Source organism: Pseudoalteromonas peptidolytica, assembly GCF_012641745.1.
Classification (GTDB): domain Bacteria; phylum Pseudomonadota; class Gammaproteobacteria; order Enterobacterales; family Alteromonadaceae; genus Pseudoalteromonas; species Pseudoalteromonas peptidolytica.
In genome coordinates this window covers 15,696-34,071 of record NZ_WEHZ01000016.1, presented here as the reverse complement: position 1 = coordinate 34,071, position 18,376 = coordinate 15,696, and the positions used below count along the sequence as shown (strand labels likewise).

General features: G+C 42.1%; 15 protein-coding genes and 1 pseudogene. 12 read left to right on the top strand and 4 right to left on the bottom strand.

Annotated features, from left to right (window positions below; all coding sequences use genetic code 11):
- The first annotated feature begins 278 nt into the window (after window positions 1-278).
- The 5 genes from F9Y84_RS11845 to F9Y84_RS11825 all read left to right on the top strand — a co-directional run bounded on the left by F9Y84_RS11845 (window position 279) and on the right by F9Y84_RS11825 (window position 6,599).
- Window positions 279-1,406, top strand: coding sequence for a M14 family metallopeptidase (locus F9Y84_RS11845; protein WP_147391213.1), 1,128 nt, complete (start codon window positions 279-281; stop codon window positions 1,404-1,406).
- 129 nt (window positions 1,407-1,535) lie between these two features.
- On the top strand, window positions 1,536-3,206 hold the full coding sequence (locus F9Y84_RS11840; RefSeq protein ID WP_128732238.1) for an alanine/glycine:cation symporter family protein: 1,671 nt from the start codon (window positions 1,536-1,538) through the stop codon (window positions 3,204-3,206).
- A gap of 108 nt (window positions 3,207-3,314) precedes the next feature.
- On the top strand, window positions 3,315-3,641 hold the full coding sequence (locus F9Y84_RS11835; RefSeq protein WP_125254389.1) for a hypothetical protein: 327 nt from the start codon (window positions 3,315-3,317) through the stop codon (window positions 3,639-3,641).
- Window positions 3,642-3,643: 2 nt separating this feature from the next.
- Window positions 3,644-3,925 (top strand): YeaC family protein, encoded by a 282-nt coding sequence (locus F9Y84_RS11830; protein ID WP_125254388.1) that lies wholly within the window; start codon window positions 3,644-3,646, stop codon window positions 3,923-3,925.
- Window positions 3,915-6,599: a DUF349 domain-containing protein gene (locus tag F9Y84_RS11825; protein WP_147391214.1), complete on the top strand. Its 2,685-nt coding sequence runs from the start codon at window positions 3,915-3,917 to the stop codon at window positions 6,597-6,599. The genes F9Y84_RS11830 and F9Y84_RS11825 overlap by 11 nt, the downstream gene beginning before the upstream one ends.
- A 163-nt stretch (window positions 6,600-6,762) precedes the next feature.
- Here F9Y84_RS11825 and F9Y84_RS11820 read toward each other — a convergent pair whose 3' ends face one another.
- Entirely contained in the window at window positions 6,763-7,440 is a 678-nt protein-coding gene (locus F9Y84_RS11820; protein ID WP_147391215.1) for an FMN-dependent NADH-azoreductase, read from the bottom strand.
- Between the two features lie 106 nt (window positions 7,441-7,546).
- Between F9Y84_RS11820 and F9Y84_RS11815 the strand changes: the two genes are divergently transcribed.
- The 4 genes from F9Y84_RS11815 to F9Y84_RS11800 all read left to right on the top strand — a co-directional run bounded on the left by F9Y84_RS11815 (window position 7,547) and on the right by F9Y84_RS11800 (window position 12,204).
- Window positions 7,547-8,410: a LysR family transcriptional regulator gene (locus tag F9Y84_RS11815; protein WP_147391216.1), complete on the top strand. Its 864-nt coding sequence runs from the start codon at window positions 7,547-7,549 to the stop codon at window positions 8,408-8,410.
- Window positions 8,411-9,162: 752 nt separating this feature from the next.
- Window positions 9,163-9,969, top strand: coding sequence for a phosphate/phosphite/phosphonate ABC transporter substrate-binding protein (locus F9Y84_RS11810; protein ID WP_147390348.1), 807 nt, complete (start codon window positions 9,163-9,165; stop codon window positions 9,967-9,969).
- A 30-nt stretch (window positions 9,970-9,999) separates the two neighbouring features.
- Window positions 10,000-11,586 (top strand): sensor histidine kinase, encoded by a 1,587-nt coding sequence (locus tag F9Y84_RS11805; protein WP_147390349.1) that lies wholly within the window; start codon window positions 10,000-10,002, stop codon window positions 11,584-11,586.
- An 87-nt stretch (window positions 11,587-11,673) separates the two neighbouring features.
- The gene (locus tag F9Y84_RS11800; RefSeq protein WP_225740728.1) at window positions 11,674-12,204 is read left to right on the top strand and encodes a GNAT family N-acetyltransferase; all 531 of its coding nucleotides are present in this window, start codon (window positions 11,674-11,676) and stop codon (window positions 12,202-12,204) included.
- A 71-nt stretch (window positions 12,205-12,275) separates the two neighbouring features.
- Here the strand turns inward: F9Y84_RS11800 and F9Y84_RS11795 are convergent, their stop codons facing one another.
- Window positions 12,276-13,163 (bottom strand): DMT family transporter, encoded by an 888-nt coding sequence (locus tag F9Y84_RS11795; protein WP_192503263.1) that lies wholly within the window; start codon window positions 13,161-13,163, stop codon window positions 12,276-12,278.
- A gap of 116 nt (window positions 13,164-13,279) precedes the next feature.
- Between F9Y84_RS11795 and F9Y84_RS11790 the strand changes: the two genes are divergently transcribed.
- The 3 genes from F9Y84_RS11790 (at window position 13,280) to F9Y84_RS11780 (ending at window position 14,909) form a co-directional block, all read left to right on the top strand.
- Window positions 13,280-13,762, top strand: coding sequence for a MarR family winged helix-turn-helix transcriptional regulator (locus F9Y84_RS11790; RefSeq protein WP_147390332.1), 483 nt, complete (start codon window positions 13,280-13,282; stop codon window positions 13,760-13,762).
- Window positions 13,763-13,890: 128 nt separating this feature from the next.
- Window positions 13,891-14,301 (top strand): GNAT family N-acetyltransferase, encoded by a 411-nt coding sequence (locus F9Y84_RS11785; protein WP_125254106.1) that lies wholly within the window; start codon window positions 13,891-13,893, stop codon window positions 14,299-14,301.
- A gap of 164 nt (window positions 14,302-14,465) precedes the next feature.
- Entirely contained in the window at window positions 14,466-14,909 is a 444-nt protein-coding gene (locus F9Y84_RS11780) for a GNAT family N-acetyltransferase (RefSeq protein WP_147390333.1), read from the top strand.
- Between the two features lie 389 nt (window positions 14,910-15,298).
- Here the strand turns inward: F9Y84_RS11780 and speB are convergent, their stop codons facing one another.
- Window positions 15,299-16,219 (bottom strand): agmatinase, encoded by a 921-nt coding sequence (gene speB, locus F9Y84_RS11775; RefSeq protein WP_147390334.1) that lies wholly within the window; start codon window positions 16,217-16,219, stop codon window positions 15,299-15,301.
- 3 nt (window positions 16,220-16,222) lie between these two features.
- Window positions 16,223-18,135 (bottom strand): annotated as a pseudogene (gene speA / locus F9Y84_RS11770) (biosynthetic arginine decarboxylase).
- Between the last annotated feature and the right edge of the window lie 241 nt (window positions 18,136-18,376).

Genomic DNA, 18,376 nt, shown 5'->3' with positions numbered 1-18,376 from the left:
TGGATAGAAGTTATACCAATTAGCAACAATACTTGATCAATTTGAAGGGGTACATCTGACGCTAACTGTGTTAAAAATTTTGCTATTTAGAGCAACTGAAATAGCAAAATTTTTGCCTTGCCTACTTGGATTTAGGTATCTTGGCAGTAGCAGGATGTGGCAGCGGAGTTATCGACATGATTTTTTCGCCTCAAAGTAGACCACTTAGTTAAGATAATTGGTATTAGTTTGGTAACTGTGTATTTACACAACAATTTTTAACTTACTTAGGGAAACCTATGCGCATTACGAGCAATTTCGATAGTGGGAATATCAAGGTAATTAACGCGACATCACCTACAGATATCCAACTAGAAATCAATAAAGACAATGAATCTGATTTTTTCCAGTGGTTTCATTTTAGACTTGAGTCTACACCTTTCATAGAGCATAAAATTCAAATTAATCAGTTACTGGATTCTGCTTACCCAGAAGGTTGGGATGACTATCAAGCTGTTGCATCTTATGACCGTCAAACTTGGTTCCGTGTACCAACACGCTATGAAAATGGCACATTGACTATTGATTTTGAACCAGAGTGCGCGCACACGTATTTTGCATATTTTGCGCCTTATAGTTATGAGCGTCACCTGGACCTCGTTTATTGGGCGCAGTCACATGATGCCTGTGTCGTTGAGACATTGGGTCAAACGTTAGACGGAAGAGATATGAGTTTGCTGACTATTGGCGAACCATCACCAGAGAAGAAAAAAATCTGGATAACCGCTCGTCAGCACCCAGGTGAGACAATGGCAGAGTGGTTTGTTGAAGGACTACTTCACAAACTACTTGATGACGAAGACTCTCATGCCGCTGCACTTTTATCAAAAGCCGTTTTTTATATCGTGCCAAATATGAACCCAGATGGCAGTGTACGTGGCCACCTTCGCACCAACGCAAAAGGCGTTAACTTAAATAGGGAATGGCAAACACCAACTCTAGAACAGTCACCAGAAGTTTATTACGTGCTTAATAAAATGCGTGAAATAGGGCTGGATATGTACCTAGATATTCATGGTGATGAAGCTTTACCGTATAACTTTGTTGCGGGTAGTGAAGGTATCCCAAGTTACGACGAGCGATTAGCGCGTTTAGAAGAATCGTTTAAGGCGGCACTGTTAACCATCACACCTGAGTTCCAAGATGAATTTGGTTACGATAAAGATGCACCGGGAGAAGCAAACCTTACCGTGGCCTCATGTGCTGTGGGTGAAACGTTCAAGGCGTTGGCTTATACTGTTGAAATGCCGTTTAAGGACAATGCAAATCTACCAGACCCGTACTTTGGCTGGTCAGACAGACGTTCATATCAATTCGGTCAAGACACGTTAGCGGCAATCCTAAACATAGTTGATGACTTAAGATAAATACAAGAGCGGGTAATCATGATTGATTACCCGCTTATTTTTGTATGATTGTAAAAACAAATAATTAACATAAAGACGTTTTTAAAACACCTCAACAGGGTGTAATAACAACAATAAAGGGGAATAATCGTGGATGCGTTAGGCAGCTTATTAGATAGCTTAGATGGGATGTTAGGTGGTTCACCTTGGTTCCCGTATGTGTTGCTGGGGGTTGGTTTATTTTTTACCATTTACCTGAAATTTCCACAAATACGATATTTCAAACATGCGTGTAAGGTGGTGACGGGAAAATACGATAAAAAAGGCCTAGAAGGGGATACCACGCACTTCCAAGCACTGGCAACAGCACTCTCTGGTACGGTTGGAACAGGTAATATTGGAGGGGTGGCTCTGGCGATTTCAATTGGTGGACCCGCGGCACTCTTTTGGATGTGGATGACGGCATTTTTTGGTATGACAACCAAATTTGTGGAAGTGACCCTCTCTCACAAATATCGCGTGCAAACAGATGATGGCACAATGGCAGGGGGTCCTATGTATTATATGGATCGCCGCCTGAACATGAAATGGTTAGCGGTGTTATTTGCAATCGCGACTGTTATCAGCTCATTTGGTACCGGTAGCTTGCCGCAGATAAACAATATTGCACAGGGCATGGAAGCGACCTTCGGTTTTGCTCCGATGGCCACAGGTGCAGTGCTTTCAATTCTACTAGCGCTTGTTATTTTAGGTGGTATTAAGCGTATTGCAGCCATTACATCTCGTATTGTACCACTGATGGCCGCTATCTATATTTTGGGATCTTTTGCAGTTATCTTCTACAACATTGAGAATATTGTTCCTTCGTTTCTTTCTGTTTTTACTGATGCGTTTACGGGCTCAGCGGCTGCAGGGGGCTTCTTGGGAGCTTCTTTTGCCTATGCGTTTAATCGTGGCGTAAACCGTGGCTTATTTTCTAACGAAGCAGGTCAAGGCTCTGCACCCATCGCGCATGCTTCGGCAAAAGCCGACGAGCCAGTGTCAGAGGGGATGGTTTCTATTTTAGAACCATTTATCGACACCATCATTATCTGTACCTTGACTGGACTTGTTATCTTGTCCTCAGGTGTGTGGACTGAAAAATTCGAAACTCACTTCGAGCGTTCATCAATGATTATTCTCGATGGTAAATATGACGAGTCTAACCAGCAAGACCGAGAAGCTCTATATGCTTACTTAAATGGTAAAAAAGAGCACAATGTAAAACCATTTAATGGCGAAATTGAAGTTGTACAGGGTAAAGCAGTAACGGAAAACTTCACGGTTATCCATTCGCGCTCCATTGGCGAGAAAGTACGTTTTGGTATTACTGAGCGTCACAAATACACTGGAATTGTTGAGGTGAAAAACGGGTTACCAACAGACAATAGCATAAGCTTGATTGGTCACTCGCTGGTTCATTCTGCTGAATTAACAACTAAAGCATTTACCAGAGGCTATTTAGGCGAAAATGGTAAATATATTGTCTCTATTGGTTTGTTGTTGTTTGCATTTTCTACAGCAATTGCGTGGTCTTACTATGGTGACCGAGCTATGATTTACTTGCTAGGTAGCCGCTCTGTGATGCCGTATCGAGTATTTTATGTGGCGGGTTTCTTTTGGGCGTCGTTTGCAGACACAACTCTGGTTTGGAAACTTGCAGCGGTAGCAATTGTTGTGATGACGCTACCTAACCTGTTTGGTATTTTCCTGCTACGAAAAGAAATGAAATCTTCGGTGAAAGATTACTGGGAAGATTTCAACAAAGAACACAAACAGTGAGCGAATTTTAATTAAAATTATCTTGTCATCTAAGGACAAGGCATCGCAAAGGTAGTAGAATAGGGCACTTCACAGGTGCCCTTTTTTGTATAATGGAGAAGTAACACGATGGCAATAGCACAGTGCCCCAGCTGCAATAAATCTATTTCCTCCAAACACAAGTCCTGCCCTCATTGTGAAACCAATTTAGCAGACTTTTCTCAAGAAGACAGAGAAAGAGCAGCCTCTAGAAATCGCGTCAAGCGTCAACAAACAGTGATGAATTATTCATTTATTGCACTGATCCTAGTGCTTGGCGGATTCTTATATATTTATTGGCAACAGCCTGCGCCTAACTCCTTCGAAATGATAGCAAGTAAAAGCGCGATAGGTATTGGCACGGTTTGGTACTTAATTAATCGAGTAATACTCGTTATTTTGAAAAAGAAAAAGTAGTAATGAATGTAGATAGCTTAGTTCAAAATATTACCCCAGAAATATTCGAACGTTTGCAATATGGTGCAGCGACGGGGAAGTGGCCTGATGGTACGCCTCTTAGTGAAGCCCAAAAAGAGCAAACGGTTCAGTTGGTGATGCTATACCAAGCAAAGGTAGTCAAATCCAACGAACAATTCACCATAAACGAAAAAGGTGAGATGGTGCAAAAATCCAAACGCGAATTACAACAAGAATTCAAAGCCGATAATGAAATAGCTAGGTTCAGTGAAAATGATCTTTAAACACCTTTTTACACCGAAATGGAAACACCCTAAAGTAGACGTTCGTTCACAAGCGGTAGACAAACTAGATCTAAGTAAAGATGCGACATTGCTCCACACTCTAGCGCTCGAAGATGAGTCTGCGCAGATCCGGAAAAAGGTTCTTACCAGAGTTAATGATCTGGGGCTTTGGTGGAAAGTTTATAAGCAAGATAGTGAGCTTAAAGAACTGGCAGAGCAAAAAATATCTAGTGCTGTTATCAACCAAGATAATGCGCTGCTGCAAGAAATTCGTGAAGAGTACATAGAACGTTATGCCCCGGTGAAAACGCTCGAAAAAGTTGCTGTGCGTGAAACAGACTCAAGCACTAAGGTTAAACTGCTAAAGCGCTTAGCAAATGTATCATTAATTGAAAAGACGTTTAAAGATGGTGACGAGTCACTTCAAGCATTAATGCTTGATCTTATTTATCAGCACAGTCTTGAAAAATCTGTATTAAAGAGCGCTAAAGGTAAGGCACTAGGAGCCATTGAGCATGCGCTTGAGCAACAGCGGCTAGCTAAAGAGATGCCAGCACAAGTGGCTGAGCAAACACGAGTTGTACTTGCGAAACTTAATGCGCTACGAGATAAGGCCGATTTTGAGCAAGTGAATACACAAGCAGAGCAGTTGTTTGCACAGTGGCAAAGTATTGAGCTTAAATGGCTTGACGAAGAGACGGTTGCGACACTTGATGCTAAGTATCAGCTTGTCTCAGAAAAACTGCACCGTCATTTAAAATCGTTACATGCAAAGCACCAAGCCTTACAAGAGGAGCTAAAAGCTAAACAGGATCAAGCACTTGAAATTGCCGAGTTCACTGCTGAGTTGGAGGCAATTGAAAAGTCAGTGGAAGTTGCATGTTTAGCTCTGGATTTAGCACCACATGCAGGTCTTGTTGAGCGCGTAGAGATGCTAAGAAGCAAGATGGCATCTGCACAGTACGTCAATACTACTGACCTAAAAGATTTGCAAAGTAAGTTAAATAATATTGAACGGGATTTATCAAACTTGCCAAGCATAATCGAAGCTAACGAAATGTTTAACCAGGCATTAAGCGCGCTTAAGGCTATCGAAGCACCAGCTGCTATTGAGCAACTCGATGCACAAATGCAAGCTCAAAAAGATGCGTATGTGGTGGTAAGAAAGTCCCTAGATGCCTTACCAAAAATGCTACAAAAACCAGCTAAAGTGCAACTTGCAGAGGTTAGCCAGACATTTATGAGCGCTATAGAGCCTCTTAAAGCTGAGCAAGATAAAGCCTTGAAAATCGCTAAGAAAAAGGCACGAGATGTACAACGGCTCATTGAGCAGGGTCGCTTCAACGTGGCATTTGGCGTTTTCAATGGGTTTGTAGAGCAGTATGAACTACTCACACCACACTACAAAAAACAGCTTGAAAGTCAGCATGACAGCTTGTCTAAAGCATTAAATGATTTAAAAGATTGGCAGAAATATGCAGCAACGCCAAAGCGTGAAGCCTTATTGAGTGAACTTGACAACAAGTTACAAGAAGAGGATATCGACCCGCAGAAGCGTGCTGAAGAGGTTAAATTACTTCGTGCGCGCTGGAATGAATTAGGCCACGTAGAGAGCGACGAAGAAAAAGCACAAGCGGTGCTATTTGATGAAAAAATAGAATTGTTATTCGCTCCTTGTAGAGCATATTTTGCTGAACAAGAAGTCCTTCGTGAGCAGGCTAAAGAAAAGCGTGAAGCAATTATAAATGATGTAGAGGCTGTATTAACTTCACTTCAAAGCGAAAATAATGATTGGCGAGAGGTTGAAGCGCAATTTAATCGTCTTGCTAAAGCATGGAAGAGTGCTGGTAATGTTGATGCTAAGGTATATCAAAAGCTGAATGCCACTTACCGTCAACATCATCAAGCAATTTATGAGCAGTTAAAAGCATTCCACCAAGGCAATGCTGTTGAAAAAGCAAAACTTGTTGAAATTGCCGAGCAGCAACTTGAGTCGGATGACTTAGCGGCATCTTGTGAGCTACTTAAGTCGCTTCAAAAACAATGGCAGCAAATTGGCTTTGCAGGTGCAAAACAAGAGCATACATTATGGAAAGCGTTCCGTGCGCATAATGACGCTGTATTTGAAAAGCGCAGTGCTCAATATGCTGAGCAAAAAGCACTCGAGAAAAGTCTTGAAGCTGAACAGCGTCAGCTGTTAGCTGAATTAGACAGTAAAGTGATTGAAGCCGTAACACAAAATGAGCTGATAAACATTCGCGAGGAGTTAACAGCGACATCAGTGGTAGCTGCGCTTAAACAAGAGAAAAGCCGATTGCTATCACAGGTAAAGTCAAAGCTAGATGACTTATTTTCATCGCAACGCCGCGAAAAATTTAACGAGTTGGTGAGTGCTGTTGAAAACGGTGACGTGATCCCTGCAACATGGCAGGGAAGCAATAAAACTGAACTGACTGCTCAACAGTTAATCTTGCGACTTGAAATACTAACAAATCAACCGACCCCAGCGCAGTGGCAAAATGATAGAATGTCGCAACAAGTTGCCATGCTTGATGCTAAGCTGCAGGGAGAGGAATGTAGCCTTGAAACCTATTTGGTCAGCTATTTAGCTGAGGTAGACCAAGATACCTTAAAGAGCGCTAAAGATAGATTACTGGCAATCTTAAACGCATGAGCAATAAAGCCCATTTAACCACAGGTTAAATGGGCGTCTTCTGTACGCTTTACTTTTATCACACTGAAATTGTCTTAGTACATGCTTAGTTTTAAGAAACTAACTGAGCAAACTTTATTACATAAAAACAATGTATTAGCTTGTTTTTTAGTCTGACCACAGGTTAATGACCTGTCACGTGTTTTGCTTTTAATAACTTCGCAAGCTCAATGGTATCCTCAATTGCTTTTTGCTTAGAGTCTTGATGCCTTTGGTCGTTAAACTCTTGATACTCAGATGCGATTTCGTAAAAATTGTCAGCACCTAGGTAAGGAGAAAGTTGCTCTATATGACTGCTTAAATGGTTTAAATGGTGCTGTGTTTCTCCTTTTTTAAACTCGCACTCTCCCCATGATGCTAACAAGACGACTGACTTACCTGAGAGTATTGGTAATAGCGGCTTGTCCCCCCTGGCTAAATCAAAGCTAAAAGTCTGGTTGACCCTAATGACCAGATCAAACCATGCCTTCAATACAGCAGGCATACCATAGTTGTACATAGGGCTTGAAATTACAATAACATCTGCATCTTTGACTTCTTTTATGGCTAGATCTGATGCCGCAAGGATCTGTTGTTGCTCCTCACTCAAACTATGCTTTTCGAATGCAGCAGCAAGAAAGGCTTCGTCGATAAAAGCGGGTTGATGAATCGAGAGATCTCGATGCACTACCTCTACATCTGGCAGATCAGCCGATAGCTCATTTAAAAAATGTTTGCCCAGCATCCGTGAAATAGACTGATGTTGCGGTTTATGGTCATTATACTTTCTTGCACTTGAACTTATGTATAGAATGTTTTTCATTAGTTATCTCCATTTATTAATTAAGCTTATTCTCTTGTTAATAAAGCTTTTTAACAAATGAGAAGATTGATTAGATAGATGAGGTTAACTTAACTATAGGTTCGTTATGCTTAAAAATTTACCATCACTAAACAACATTAAGACTTTTGCTATAGCCGCTCATCTGATGAGTTTCAAAGAAGCTGCGAAAGTACTAAATGTTACGCCGACCGCGGTATCACATCAGATCAAGGCCCTTGAATCTCATTTGAGAGTACCACTATTTGAACGCCATACTCGTGCAATTAAGTTAACGGCTCAAGGTCAAGCACTGGCCAAAACATGCTTTGATACACTAAATACATTGGACAATGCGTTTGTTGAGTTTAGTCCTCACCAGCAGGACTTGCTTATTTCATGCTGTAATTCATTTGCTGCGTTGTGGCTAGCGCCAAAGATGGGCATCATCACGAGTTTATTTCCGCACCAAAAGGTGGTGATTTGTGCAAGTGATAAACTCATAAACTTAAATGAAGATAAGCATATAGATATTGCACTCCGTTATGGGCATAGTCAGTCTAACGCCGAAGAAACATGTTTGGTCACAGAACAAATAGGCGGTTATTGTAGTTTAAATTATCAACCACCGGTTGGCAGAAAGCCGGTACTCTTTGTTACACATTGGCGTGATGACGAGGGGTTAAAAAATATTCCTTGGAAAAACCATGTAGATGAAAATTTATATGAAGTTCAGTACTTTGAACAAGAGCACTTTGTATTGCAAGCCGCACTGGCCGGACAAGGGGTTGCCTTAGTAAGCAATGTGCTGGCTAGATCTGCGGTTGAATGTGGCTGGTTAAAGCAATATAAAAATATATCGAGTTTTGTGGGATACAGCTATTGGTCAAGAAAGACAGCTCACCGTCGAAATTCATCAGAATTACATCAATTTTCAAATTGGCTCGAAAAAGAACTAGGGCGTACTTGTTAACCTCTTTGTGTACATTGGTTACGGCAGGACGTCCACAGACGAAACCCAACAGATTTACACCAAATAGCCCAAACTGGCTCGAAAGAGAATTAGCGCGTACTTGTTAACCTCTTTGTGTACATTGGTTACGGCAGGACGTCCACAGACGAAACCCAATGGATTTACACCAAATAGCCCAAACTGGCTCGAAAGAGAATTAGCGCGTACTTGTTAATCTCTTTGTGTACATTGGTTACGGCAGGACGTCCACAGACGAAATCCAACGGATTTGCACCAAATAGTTCAAACTGGCTCGAAAGAGAATTAGGGCGTACTTGTTAATCTCTTTGTGTACATTGGTTATGGCAGGACGTCCACAGACGAAACCCAACGGATTTACACCAAATAGCCCAAACTGGCTCGAAAGAGAACTAGGGCGTACTTGTTAATCTCTTTGTGTACATTGGCTAAGGCAGGACGTCCACAGACGAAACCCAACGGATTTACACCAAATAGCCCAAACTGGCTCGAAAGAGAATTAGCGCGTACCTTTTTGATCTTTTAGGTGTGATTTTAGCCAAGAAAACATAAAAATGTTGTTTTGGTTTTTGTTCTATACTTAAGTTGGAATAGGGATAAACAGTTAGTCGCGCTTAAAAATGTATCAACTTACAAAATATCTTAAATATTAATTCAAGCACTGGCCACTTGGGTTTCTGCCTAACCAATTTTTAATAGATCTGTATTAAGACTTTGTTGCACGGTGGTAAATGATGAAATCGTTTTTTCTAATTATAGGATTGCTTTTTTCGTTATCGGCTTTATCAGCCGAGTATACTTTTGCATTTGTACCTCAGCAGTCAGCAAATAAGCTAGCTAAAAACTGGCAGCCCGTTTTAAATTATATTAACGACAAAACCGGTGATAAGTACATCTTCAAAACGGCAAAAGATATTCCCACTTTTGAATCTCGGTTGCTAAATCAAGAGTATGATGTCGCTTATATGAATCCATATCATTTTATCGTGTTTAATAAACAAGCGGGGTATGAGGCTATAGCGAGACAAAAAAACAAACAAATAAAAGGGATTATCGTGGTGAAGAAAGGCTCTGGTATTAATACCTTGTCACAGTTACATGACCACGTTCTAGCTTTCCCTGCGCCAGCGGCATTTGCGGCGAGTATTTTGCCAAGGAGTGAGTTGATGAAACAGGGGATCAGTTTTACCCCTCGTTATGTTTCGTCTCATGACTCCGTGTATCTTAATGTCGCCAGAGGCTTTGTTAAAGCCGGAGGTGGCGTGATCCGAACATTAGAAAATACCGACCCTGAGATAAAATCTCAACTGGATATTTTGTGGACTACACCAGGTTACACTCCTCATGCGTTTGCGGTAAAACAAGATATGCCGCAAGAAGCCAAAGCTAGGCTCACGCATGCACTTACGTCACTGGCAAATAGTGAACGAGGGCGAGCACTACTTGCGGCCGTTAACTTTACAGCCATCATGCCCGCATCCAATGCACATTGGCAGGATGTTGAAGCGCTTAATATAGATATATTAGTAGGGAAAGAATAATATATGAGGTACTCGCTGAGGCTAAAAACAATGATAGGTACTGCGATAATTGAAGCGGTACTGCTCAGTGCGTTAATACTCGTTGTTATTGACTTTATGATGGTGTCTGCAAACGATGCAATGAATAAGCGGGCAACCACCACTTCTAGATTATTTGCCAGCGCGACTAAAAATGCCGTGCTCTCCTATGATTTGGCCACATTAGATGCTTTTACAGCCGAGTTACTTACTAATCCTGACATTCTTTATGTCAAAGTTGTTGATGTTAAATCAAACTTATTATCTTATGCTGGCTCGAGTGAGTTTAAAACGCGTTTATCTGAGCCTGATAGCTTGGTTGAGGAAGTAAGTGACGGCATTTTTGATGTGCATACCAGCATTACGGAAGGTGGGACACATTTTGCGACGATACATATCGGAATCGATATCGGCGCGATTAACCGTGCCATGTCGGAAGTAAAGCGTTGGACAATTTCGATTGCATTATTTGAGATGGCACTGGTTGCTATTTTTTCATATATATTGGGAGTGTACTTGACTACCAATTTATATCGACTAAAAAGCCAAGCGAAAAAGATAACTAAAAGTGTAAAAGATGAAGTATTTGATTTCAAATGGCAACCAATTCAAAGCCGGGATGAATTACAAGAGTTATCTGCTGCCTTTGACGAACTCTACCACACACTAACCGAAGAACACCAGCAGCGCCAACAGTATCAGCGTGAACTGATACAATTAAACAAAGATTTAGAACGTTTAGTTGCGCAAAGAACGCAAAAGCTGCACCACAAAAACCAACAGCTTGAAAAAATAAACCAAGAATTAGAAACAGCTCAGCAACAACTTATACATTCAGAGAAAATGGCATCTATCGGAGTGTTAGCCGCAGGGGTAGCTCATGAAATTAATAATCCACTTGGCTTTGTTACCAGCAATATGGATGTAATGAAGCGCTACCATAGTGACTATGTGACACTTGCAAAGCATGCAATGGAGGCGAAAAATACAGGTTCAGTGCAAAACATGGCGGAGTTTATTGACCGCAAGGATTTTGAATTTCTAAACAGCGACAGCAAAGCACTAGTTGAAGAGACTGAGTCGGGCTTACAGCGAGTGTCAACAATTGTCAAAGATCTCAAACAATTTTCGCGTGCAGATAGTCTAGATTTACAGCCATGTGATGTGAACGCTTGCATAAAAACGACCTTAAATTTGGTCGCGAGTGAGTTAAAATATCAGGCTAATGTGTCGACTAAACTGAGTCAGCTCCCCCCTGTACAGGCAAACATGGGCAAGCTGATACAAGTACTAACCAATTTATTGATTAATGCTTCTCAAGCACTTGATGGACATGGGGAAGTGAGTATTTCGACAAGTATGGAGAATGACCAAGTTATCATTCGAATACAAGACAATGGTGTGGGGATTTCACCACAAAGTATCGATAAAATATTTGATCCATTCTTTACGACTAAGCCAATTGGCAAAGGCACTGGGCTGGGGCTATCAGTAAGTTATGACATCATCAAAGAGCATGGGGGAAAACTCACCGTGCAGAGTGAAGAAGGAGTTGGGAGCTGTTTTACTATCAATTTACCTGTATTACAAAATAGCTGAATATAAAAAAGTGATACTTCTATTTTTCAAATTCAGATATTGTAAATTATCTAGCGATCAATTAAGTTTTACATAAAATGTGAACAATTGGAGCACACCAAGGTGGAGTTGGATATTAGCTCGGATATAAAGCTTCAGAGTTTATCTGTTGAGCATGCAAAAATGCTCTTTTGCTGTGTGCAAGACAGTCGCACGAGCTTAGAGGCTGTACTGCCATGGGTAAACGATATTCAAGTAGAATCTGATGCTAGACGGTATATTGAAACGAGAATAAATAATTCGGTGGGTGGACTGTGGTCGGCAATTGAGTTCAAGCAACAGTTTTGTGGCGTCTTTGGCATAAAATATGTTGACCCTAAAGCGCAAAATGCAGAAGTCGGATATTGGCTTGGAGCGCACGCGCGCGGTCATGGCATTATTGGTCAAGTGTTGACACAGGTGATAGCCAAGCTACGTGCGGTAACAGATATTAAGTCGATAGAGTTTCAGTGCTTAGCCTCTAATACCGCCAGCCAACGGATCATTACAAAAGCGGGAGGCCAGCTTATTGGTTCTGTCACGGATCAGACAAAAACGAGTGGTGACGAGGCACTATACGTGTATCGCCTATGGCTTTAACCTTGTTTACAACATGGCACGTTCAGTGGTAAGTGTTTGAGCCATTATTGCTCAAACACAGTGATGGTTTGCTAGCTTGCGGTTAATGCTTTGCCTCGTACCCTTGCAGTTAGCAATGCAGGAAGAAGAGGCATCATGATCATGCCGAACATTAACATATATTGAAATAGCGAGAACGCTTCACCCAGCAGTATCATACCCGTTAAAATGCCAGCGAGCGGGTTGGCAATACCACCAAAAGCAAACTCTACTACCGACATTCGTTGCAAAGCCCATACATACAAGCTGTAGCCAAGTGCCGTATTAAGTACGACTACCCACACAATACCGACGAAATTGACCACAGAAAAGCTATCAAAAGCTGCAATATAGCTAGTTGGAGCGATAATACCTTGAAACGCAGCGGCAAGTGTTAGCATCGTGCCACCAATAATCAATTGCCAAGTTAGCACAGTCCACCAAGGCATACGGCCGCCAAGAGATTTAGTAATGGCGCTGCCAATCACAATACAGGTTATTGCTGCAAGCATTGCCCCTAAGCCAAGCGGGTTTAAGCTAAGAGAGCTTGGATCAAAAAGCAACCAAGCCAGAAAGATGAGTGCAGCCCCGCATAACCCTTGTGCTAACCCCGGCCGCTGCTTGTGAACAAGCCAATGATAAAACATAGCGAACACGGGGACAGATACCATGCCAACACTAGATATGGCTGATGGGAGTGTTAGCGCCATTATAAAGATCATGCCAAAGAAGATGGCGATATTAATTGCACCGAGACCGAACAGTATCGGCCAGTCTTCTTTTTTTGGTGTACTGGGCTTTATAGCCAACAAAATCAGTCCAGCGGGAAGTGCCCTAATAGCACCCAGTAAGAGAGGAGGCCAGTCTGCAAGTGTGTATTGTGTTACCGCATACGTAGTTCCCCATAAAAATGCAGGGATCATTGCGAGAAGTATATTCACGTTAATTATCTTTATATTGAGATACTTCTCGCTAAGGTATTACTAAAAACACTTTTTGTAAAGTATCTTTATGTTAAGATATTTATTTACAAAGTTTGTTGTTGAGGCAATTATTGATGGACGCAATTGACAGAGTACAAGAGCAGTGGGCTCGTGAAAAACCACACTTAGAGACAACACCAATGGCGATAATGGGTCGCTTGGTGCGCATCGCTAAACATATGGAAGCCGAAGTAGAAAAACTACACAAGCGATACGGCTTAAACTTAGGTGAATTTGATGTACTAGCTACCCTACGTCGTAGTGGCGAGCCTTTTCGCTTAACTCCATCAGAGTTATTTAAAACCATGTTACTGACCTCTGGCGCTATGACTAATCGCTTAGATAAGCTGGCGGCAAAAGGACTGATTAAACGAGAACATTGTAAGGAAGATCGCCGCAGTGTGACTGTTGAGTTGACAGCTGAAGGACTAAGCTTGATTGAAAAGCTGATTGAGCCGCATATCGCGCTACAAGCTCAATTAGTGCAGGAGTTGAAGCCCGAACAGCGAGTATTATTGAATGAATTACTAAAAGGGTGGTTAAAGCAGTTCGAGTGAATGCTAAAAATAAAGAGCAAATTTATTTACTGTGACTTATTGGCTGAAATTTAAAACGTGTAAATACCTGTTTATTTATACAGTTTTGTTGTATAAGCTTACCAATGAGAATAACAAAGGTGAAAATAATGACAATAACGTATCAATCTCAAGCTCCCAGTCCACACGAATTTTGTGAAATGCGAATAAAAGCAGGTCTTTCTCCCAAGTCTATAAAAGCAGCAGAAATCGCATTGCCAAATAGTCTCTACATTATTACTGTGCGAGATCACGATAACTTAATTGCCATGGGGCGAGTGGTAGGGGATGGCGCTTGTAACTTCGAGGTTGTAGATGTTGCGGTTGATCCTGCCTATCAAGGTCAAGGGCTTGGTCGTAAAGTCATGGAATATATAGATGACTATTTATCGTCCGTTGTGTTAGAAGGCTCTTACGTATCGATGATCGCTGATGAACCTGAGTTTTATAAAAAACTCGGTTACAAGTTGGTTTCCCCCGCGAGTCAAGGCATGACAAAAAAGTTCAGACCTAACGCTTAATAAAGTATTTAGTGCTCGTACCTATCTGTTTAGTATAAAGTTTTTTGGTGAGATGCTGAAAGTAAGTAATAAAGCCTCAAGTGCAGGTTATATTCTAGCTTGCAAATTCTTATCTAGCCTGCGACTCTGCTACATATCATGTACTTTGCCACTAGGAGTGAACATTGACGATAAGGACATATACAGAAGACGACTTTCAGTCGATAGAAGAGATTTACAATCTATCCAAATTAGATGAGCTGGCACAGGAAGATGCTGAGTTTACTTTACTACCGTTGTCAGAAGATATACCACGGAATGAGCAGCTATTCGAATCTCAAATATTTGTTTATGAACTGGGGTCGATAGCAGCATTTTGCGCTATCTGTCATACAGAAATCAGGGCACTATTTGTACATCCGGATCATCGAGGAAAAGGAATTGGCAAAGACTTACTGAAGTACTTACTTTCTCTTACTTCGCAAGAAGCAAGTCTATACGTTGTCGCTTCAAACTGTGTTGCTAAAGAAGTGTATAAAAGTGTTGGCTTTGTGGTTACTGAAACATTTGAAACCACTTATAACTCTGTTGCCGTAACCGTAGATAAAATGGTAAGAAATAAAGCCTAGTGGGGCACACTACACAGTTGCTAGTTACCATGCCAATTGGCCTTAATACTTGCACCATTTGAAGGCGTAAATCTGATCCTAACTGCGTTCGAAACTTCTTATTTAGAACAACCCAATAGCATTATTTTTGCCCTACCTACATAGATAATGAGACGAACATCTGAAGTGCAAACGGCGTCGCATGCGCCATTATTGAGTATATGCAGGTATCTTGGTGCTAGCATGAAGCAATAGCGCTGTTATCGACAAGATTTGCTCGCCTCAAAATAGACCACTTAATTAAGCAAATTGGTATAAGATAACTGGCATACTTTATAAGTAAAACAGGGTATAAACCCTAAACAAAAAAGCCACCTTGTTAGGGTGGCTTAATCTAAATCTGCATCCGATTATTTATGCTTTACTGCCCACAAATGCAGTAGTTCGTGCGCAATGGTGGCGGCGGCGATTGCGGTAAGCTCGCTTTGGTCGTAGGAAGGAGAGACTTCTACTACATCCATGCCTATCATATTTAATCCTTGCAGTACGCGTAAAATCTTCAGCACTTTGTTGCTGGTTATACCGCCGCATACTGGTGTGCCTGTGCCGGGTGCGAATGCTGGGTCTAGGCAGTCGATATCAAAGGTTAAATACACCGGCAAGTCGCCGACGCGTGTTTTGAGTTGCGCTGCTATTTCTTCAGCGCTTAAGTCATTTGCTGCCATCGCACCAATCACGCCAAACTCGTGGCCTTGCTCTGTGTACTCGGTTCTAATGCCAATTTGCATTGAATGCTCTGGGCTTATTAAGCCCTCAATTGGAGCATGATAGAACATAGTACCGTGGTCATAGCGTGAACCTTGGCTGTACGTGTCTGTGTGCGCATCAAAATGTACGAGTGCCATTTTGCCGTGAATTTGCTGATGAGCACGCAGCAATGGCAGGGTCACAAAGTGATCGCCACCTAGGCTTAATAGCGTTTTGCCTTGTTGCAAAATTTGCAGAGCAGCTAGCTCGAGTTGCGCAGTGAAATATTCAGGATCGCCAACTGGATATGTGAAATCGCCAGCGTCTTGTAGTTTTATTTTGTCCCACAATGCAAATGACCAAGGGTATTTTTTACTTTCCCAAGCCAAATGCACGGATGCGCGACGGATCGCATCTGGACCCAAGCGTGCACCTGGGCGTCCAGAGGTTGCCAAATCAAATGGCAAGCCAAGTACCACAACGTCTGCATCAATATCTGTGATATTGCGTACCATTGGCTGACGTAAAAACGTCATGCCGTTGGAGTACAGAGAATGATCGGTGTGATCGAATAAATGGCTCATGGGTTAAAAATCTTCCAAATAAGTATAGTCGTCAAGGCCGGTTTCAAGCTCTGCTAGGCAGGCTGCTTGCTCTTCAAGCGGTAGTTTGCTTTCAACAAGGTTGGCAAAGTTACGCTTAAATTGTTCAACATCAAGGTGTACATAACGCATCATATCGGCAACGGTGTCGCCTGCATCGATATTACCCAGCGATAATTCGCCCTGATCGTCTAATGTGGCTACAACAGTGTGGGTGTCGCCAAATAGGTTGTGCATGTCACCTAAAATCTCTTGGTATGCACCCACCAAGAAAAACCCCAATAAATAGGGTTTATCTTTGCAAAACTCAGGTACAGGCAATGTTGCTTCAATACCTTGGCCATCCACATAATGCTCCACCGTACCGTCAGAATCACAGGTAATATCTAGTATACCGCGCGGCGCTTTGGTGCCTCTGTTAATCCACTAAGTGGCAGTACAGGGAATACCTGTTCAATACCCCAAGCGTCTGGCAAAGATTGAAATAGCGAGAAATTCACAAAGAATTTATCTGCAAGCTTAGCGCTGAGTTCGTCAATAATTGGGCGATGGAAACGGTTTTTGTTATCCATACGCTTGTTTAGCTCATAACATACACGCAGGTTTACTTGCTCCGCCCAAGCTCTTTGCTCAAGACTTAATAGGCCCATCGCAAATTGGCCGTGTACTTCTGCCAAGTCGCCTTGCGTATCATGAAAAATTTCAATCAACGCACGGTCATCGCTCTGCTCGTTGAGTGCCTGCCAAGACGTCCACATATTGTGTAGCAGTCTTGGGGCGTCACTTACCGGTGCAGTTATCTCTTCTACTTGGTAGCTTTCGGTGCCAATCACATCGGTGATTAATACCGCATGATGGGCAGTTAACGCACGTCCCGACTCAGAGATGATCTTTGGCATTGGCTGATTGTATTGCTTACAGGTATCGCCTATGGTGTAAACGATGTTGTTTGCATATTCAGCTAAGCTGTAGTTCATCGAGTTGGAGGACTGGCTGCGAGTTCCATCGTAATCCACTGCAAGCCCGCCACCTACGTCTAAATTCAACAGGTTTGCACCTAAACGGCGTAATTCGCAGTAGAATCTAGCGGCTTCACCCACACCAACGCGAACGTCACGAATGTTGGCCATTTGCGAGCCTAAGTGAAAGTGCACCAGTTGCAGCGCGTCTAGTATGTCAGCGTACTTTAATTGGTTAATAACCGTAAGCACTTGCGATGCAGATAGGCCAAATTTGGACTTTTCGCCGCCGCTTGCTTGCCATTTGCCTTTACCTTGTGATGCCAAACGAACGCGTAAGCCCAAGCGTGGTTTCACGTTTAGTGCTTTGGCTTCTGCCATCACGATGTCGAGCTCAGAACGCTTTTCTAAAACGATATAAACTTGGTGACCTAATTTTTCACCGATAAGCGCAAGACGGACATATTCTCTGTCTTTGTAGCCGTTACATACAATCACTGCGCTGGTTTTTTCACTGAGCGCCAATACAGTAAGTAACTCAGCTTTACTGCCTGCTTCTAAGCCTAGCTGTTTTTTATCACTTGCCGCTTGGCTTGCAATAAGTCCCTCAATGACTTCTTTTTGTTGGTTTACTTTAATTGGGTAAACCAATAAATAATCTTCTGGGTAGCTGTAATCAGAAATCGCCTGATTAAACGCACCAACAATATTATGTACACGCTGTTCTAGAATTTGTGGAAAACGCACTAGCGCAGGTAGGGTATAACCCTCAGATTTAATTTGTTGTGCAATGTTTGTCAGAGTTACGGCGTGCTGTGGTTGCTGTTGGTTCGGCATCGCAGTAACCTCTCCCTGATCATTAATACCAAAGAAGCCTTGGCTCCAGTGGCGCACGTTGTAGCATTCACGTGCTTGCTCAGAAGAGATAAATTTGGTCATTCAAGTTCCTTAACATAAGTTAGAGTTCAGCCTGCAGTGCGCCATCATTGGCGGCTACTCACTGAGTGAAAGGTCTAATTAACCTGAACTCGCATAAAAACCTGTTCTCTAGCAGCTGCTATCCCTTACTACTGCATTAAATTTGTTTGCAATAGACTGGGTATTGACGCACAAATTTGCCTTGTATTAAGAAATAACATCTGGCTAGCGTGTTATTACGCTTTTGAACATGGATATTTTT

Excerpts from the sequence above, each read along its gene's own strand:
- F9Y84_RS11845 (WP_147391213.1), top strand. The coding sequence starts at position 279 with ATGCGCATTACGAGCAATTTCGATAGTGGGAATATCAAGGTAATTAAC.
- F9Y84_RS11835 (WP_125254389.1), top strand. The coding sequence starts at position 3,315 with ATGGCAATAGCACAGTGCCCCAGCTGCAATAAATCTATTTCCTCCAAA.
- F9Y84_RS11830 (WP_125254388.1), top strand. The coding sequence starts at position 3,644 with ATGAATGTAGATAGCTTAGTTCAAAATATTACCCCAGAAATATTCGAA.
- F9Y84_RS11825 (WP_147391214.1), top strand. The coding sequence starts at position 3,915 with ATGATCTTTAAACACCTTTTTACACCGAAATGGAAACACCCTAAAGTA.
- F9Y84_RS11820 (WP_147391215.1), bottom strand. The coding sequence starts at position 7,440 with ATGAAAAACATTCTATACATAAGTTCAAGTGCAAGAAAGTATAATGAC.
- F9Y84_RS11815 (WP_147391216.1), top strand. The coding sequence starts at position 7,547 with ATGCTTAAAAATTTACCATCACTAAACAACATTAAGACTTTTGCTATA.
- F9Y84_RS11810 (WP_147390348.1), top strand. The coding sequence starts at position 9,163 with ATGAAATCGTTTTTTCTAATTATAGGATTGCTTTTTTCGTTATCGGCT.
- F9Y84_RS11805 (WP_147390349.1), top strand. The coding sequence starts at position 10,000 with ATGATAGGTACTGCGATAATTGAAGCGGTACTGCTCAGTGCGTTAATA.
- F9Y84_RS11790 (WP_147390332.1), top strand. The coding sequence starts at position 13,280 with ATGGACGCAATTGACAGAGTACAAGAGCAGTGGGCTCGTGAAAAACCA.
- F9Y84_RS11785 (WP_125254106.1), top strand. The coding sequence starts at position 13,891 with ATGACAATAACGTATCAATCTCAAGCTCCCAGTCCACACGAATTTTGT.
- speB (WP_147390334.1), bottom strand. The coding sequence starts at position 16,219 with ATGAGCCATTTATTCGATCACACCGATCATTCTCTGTACTCCAACGGC.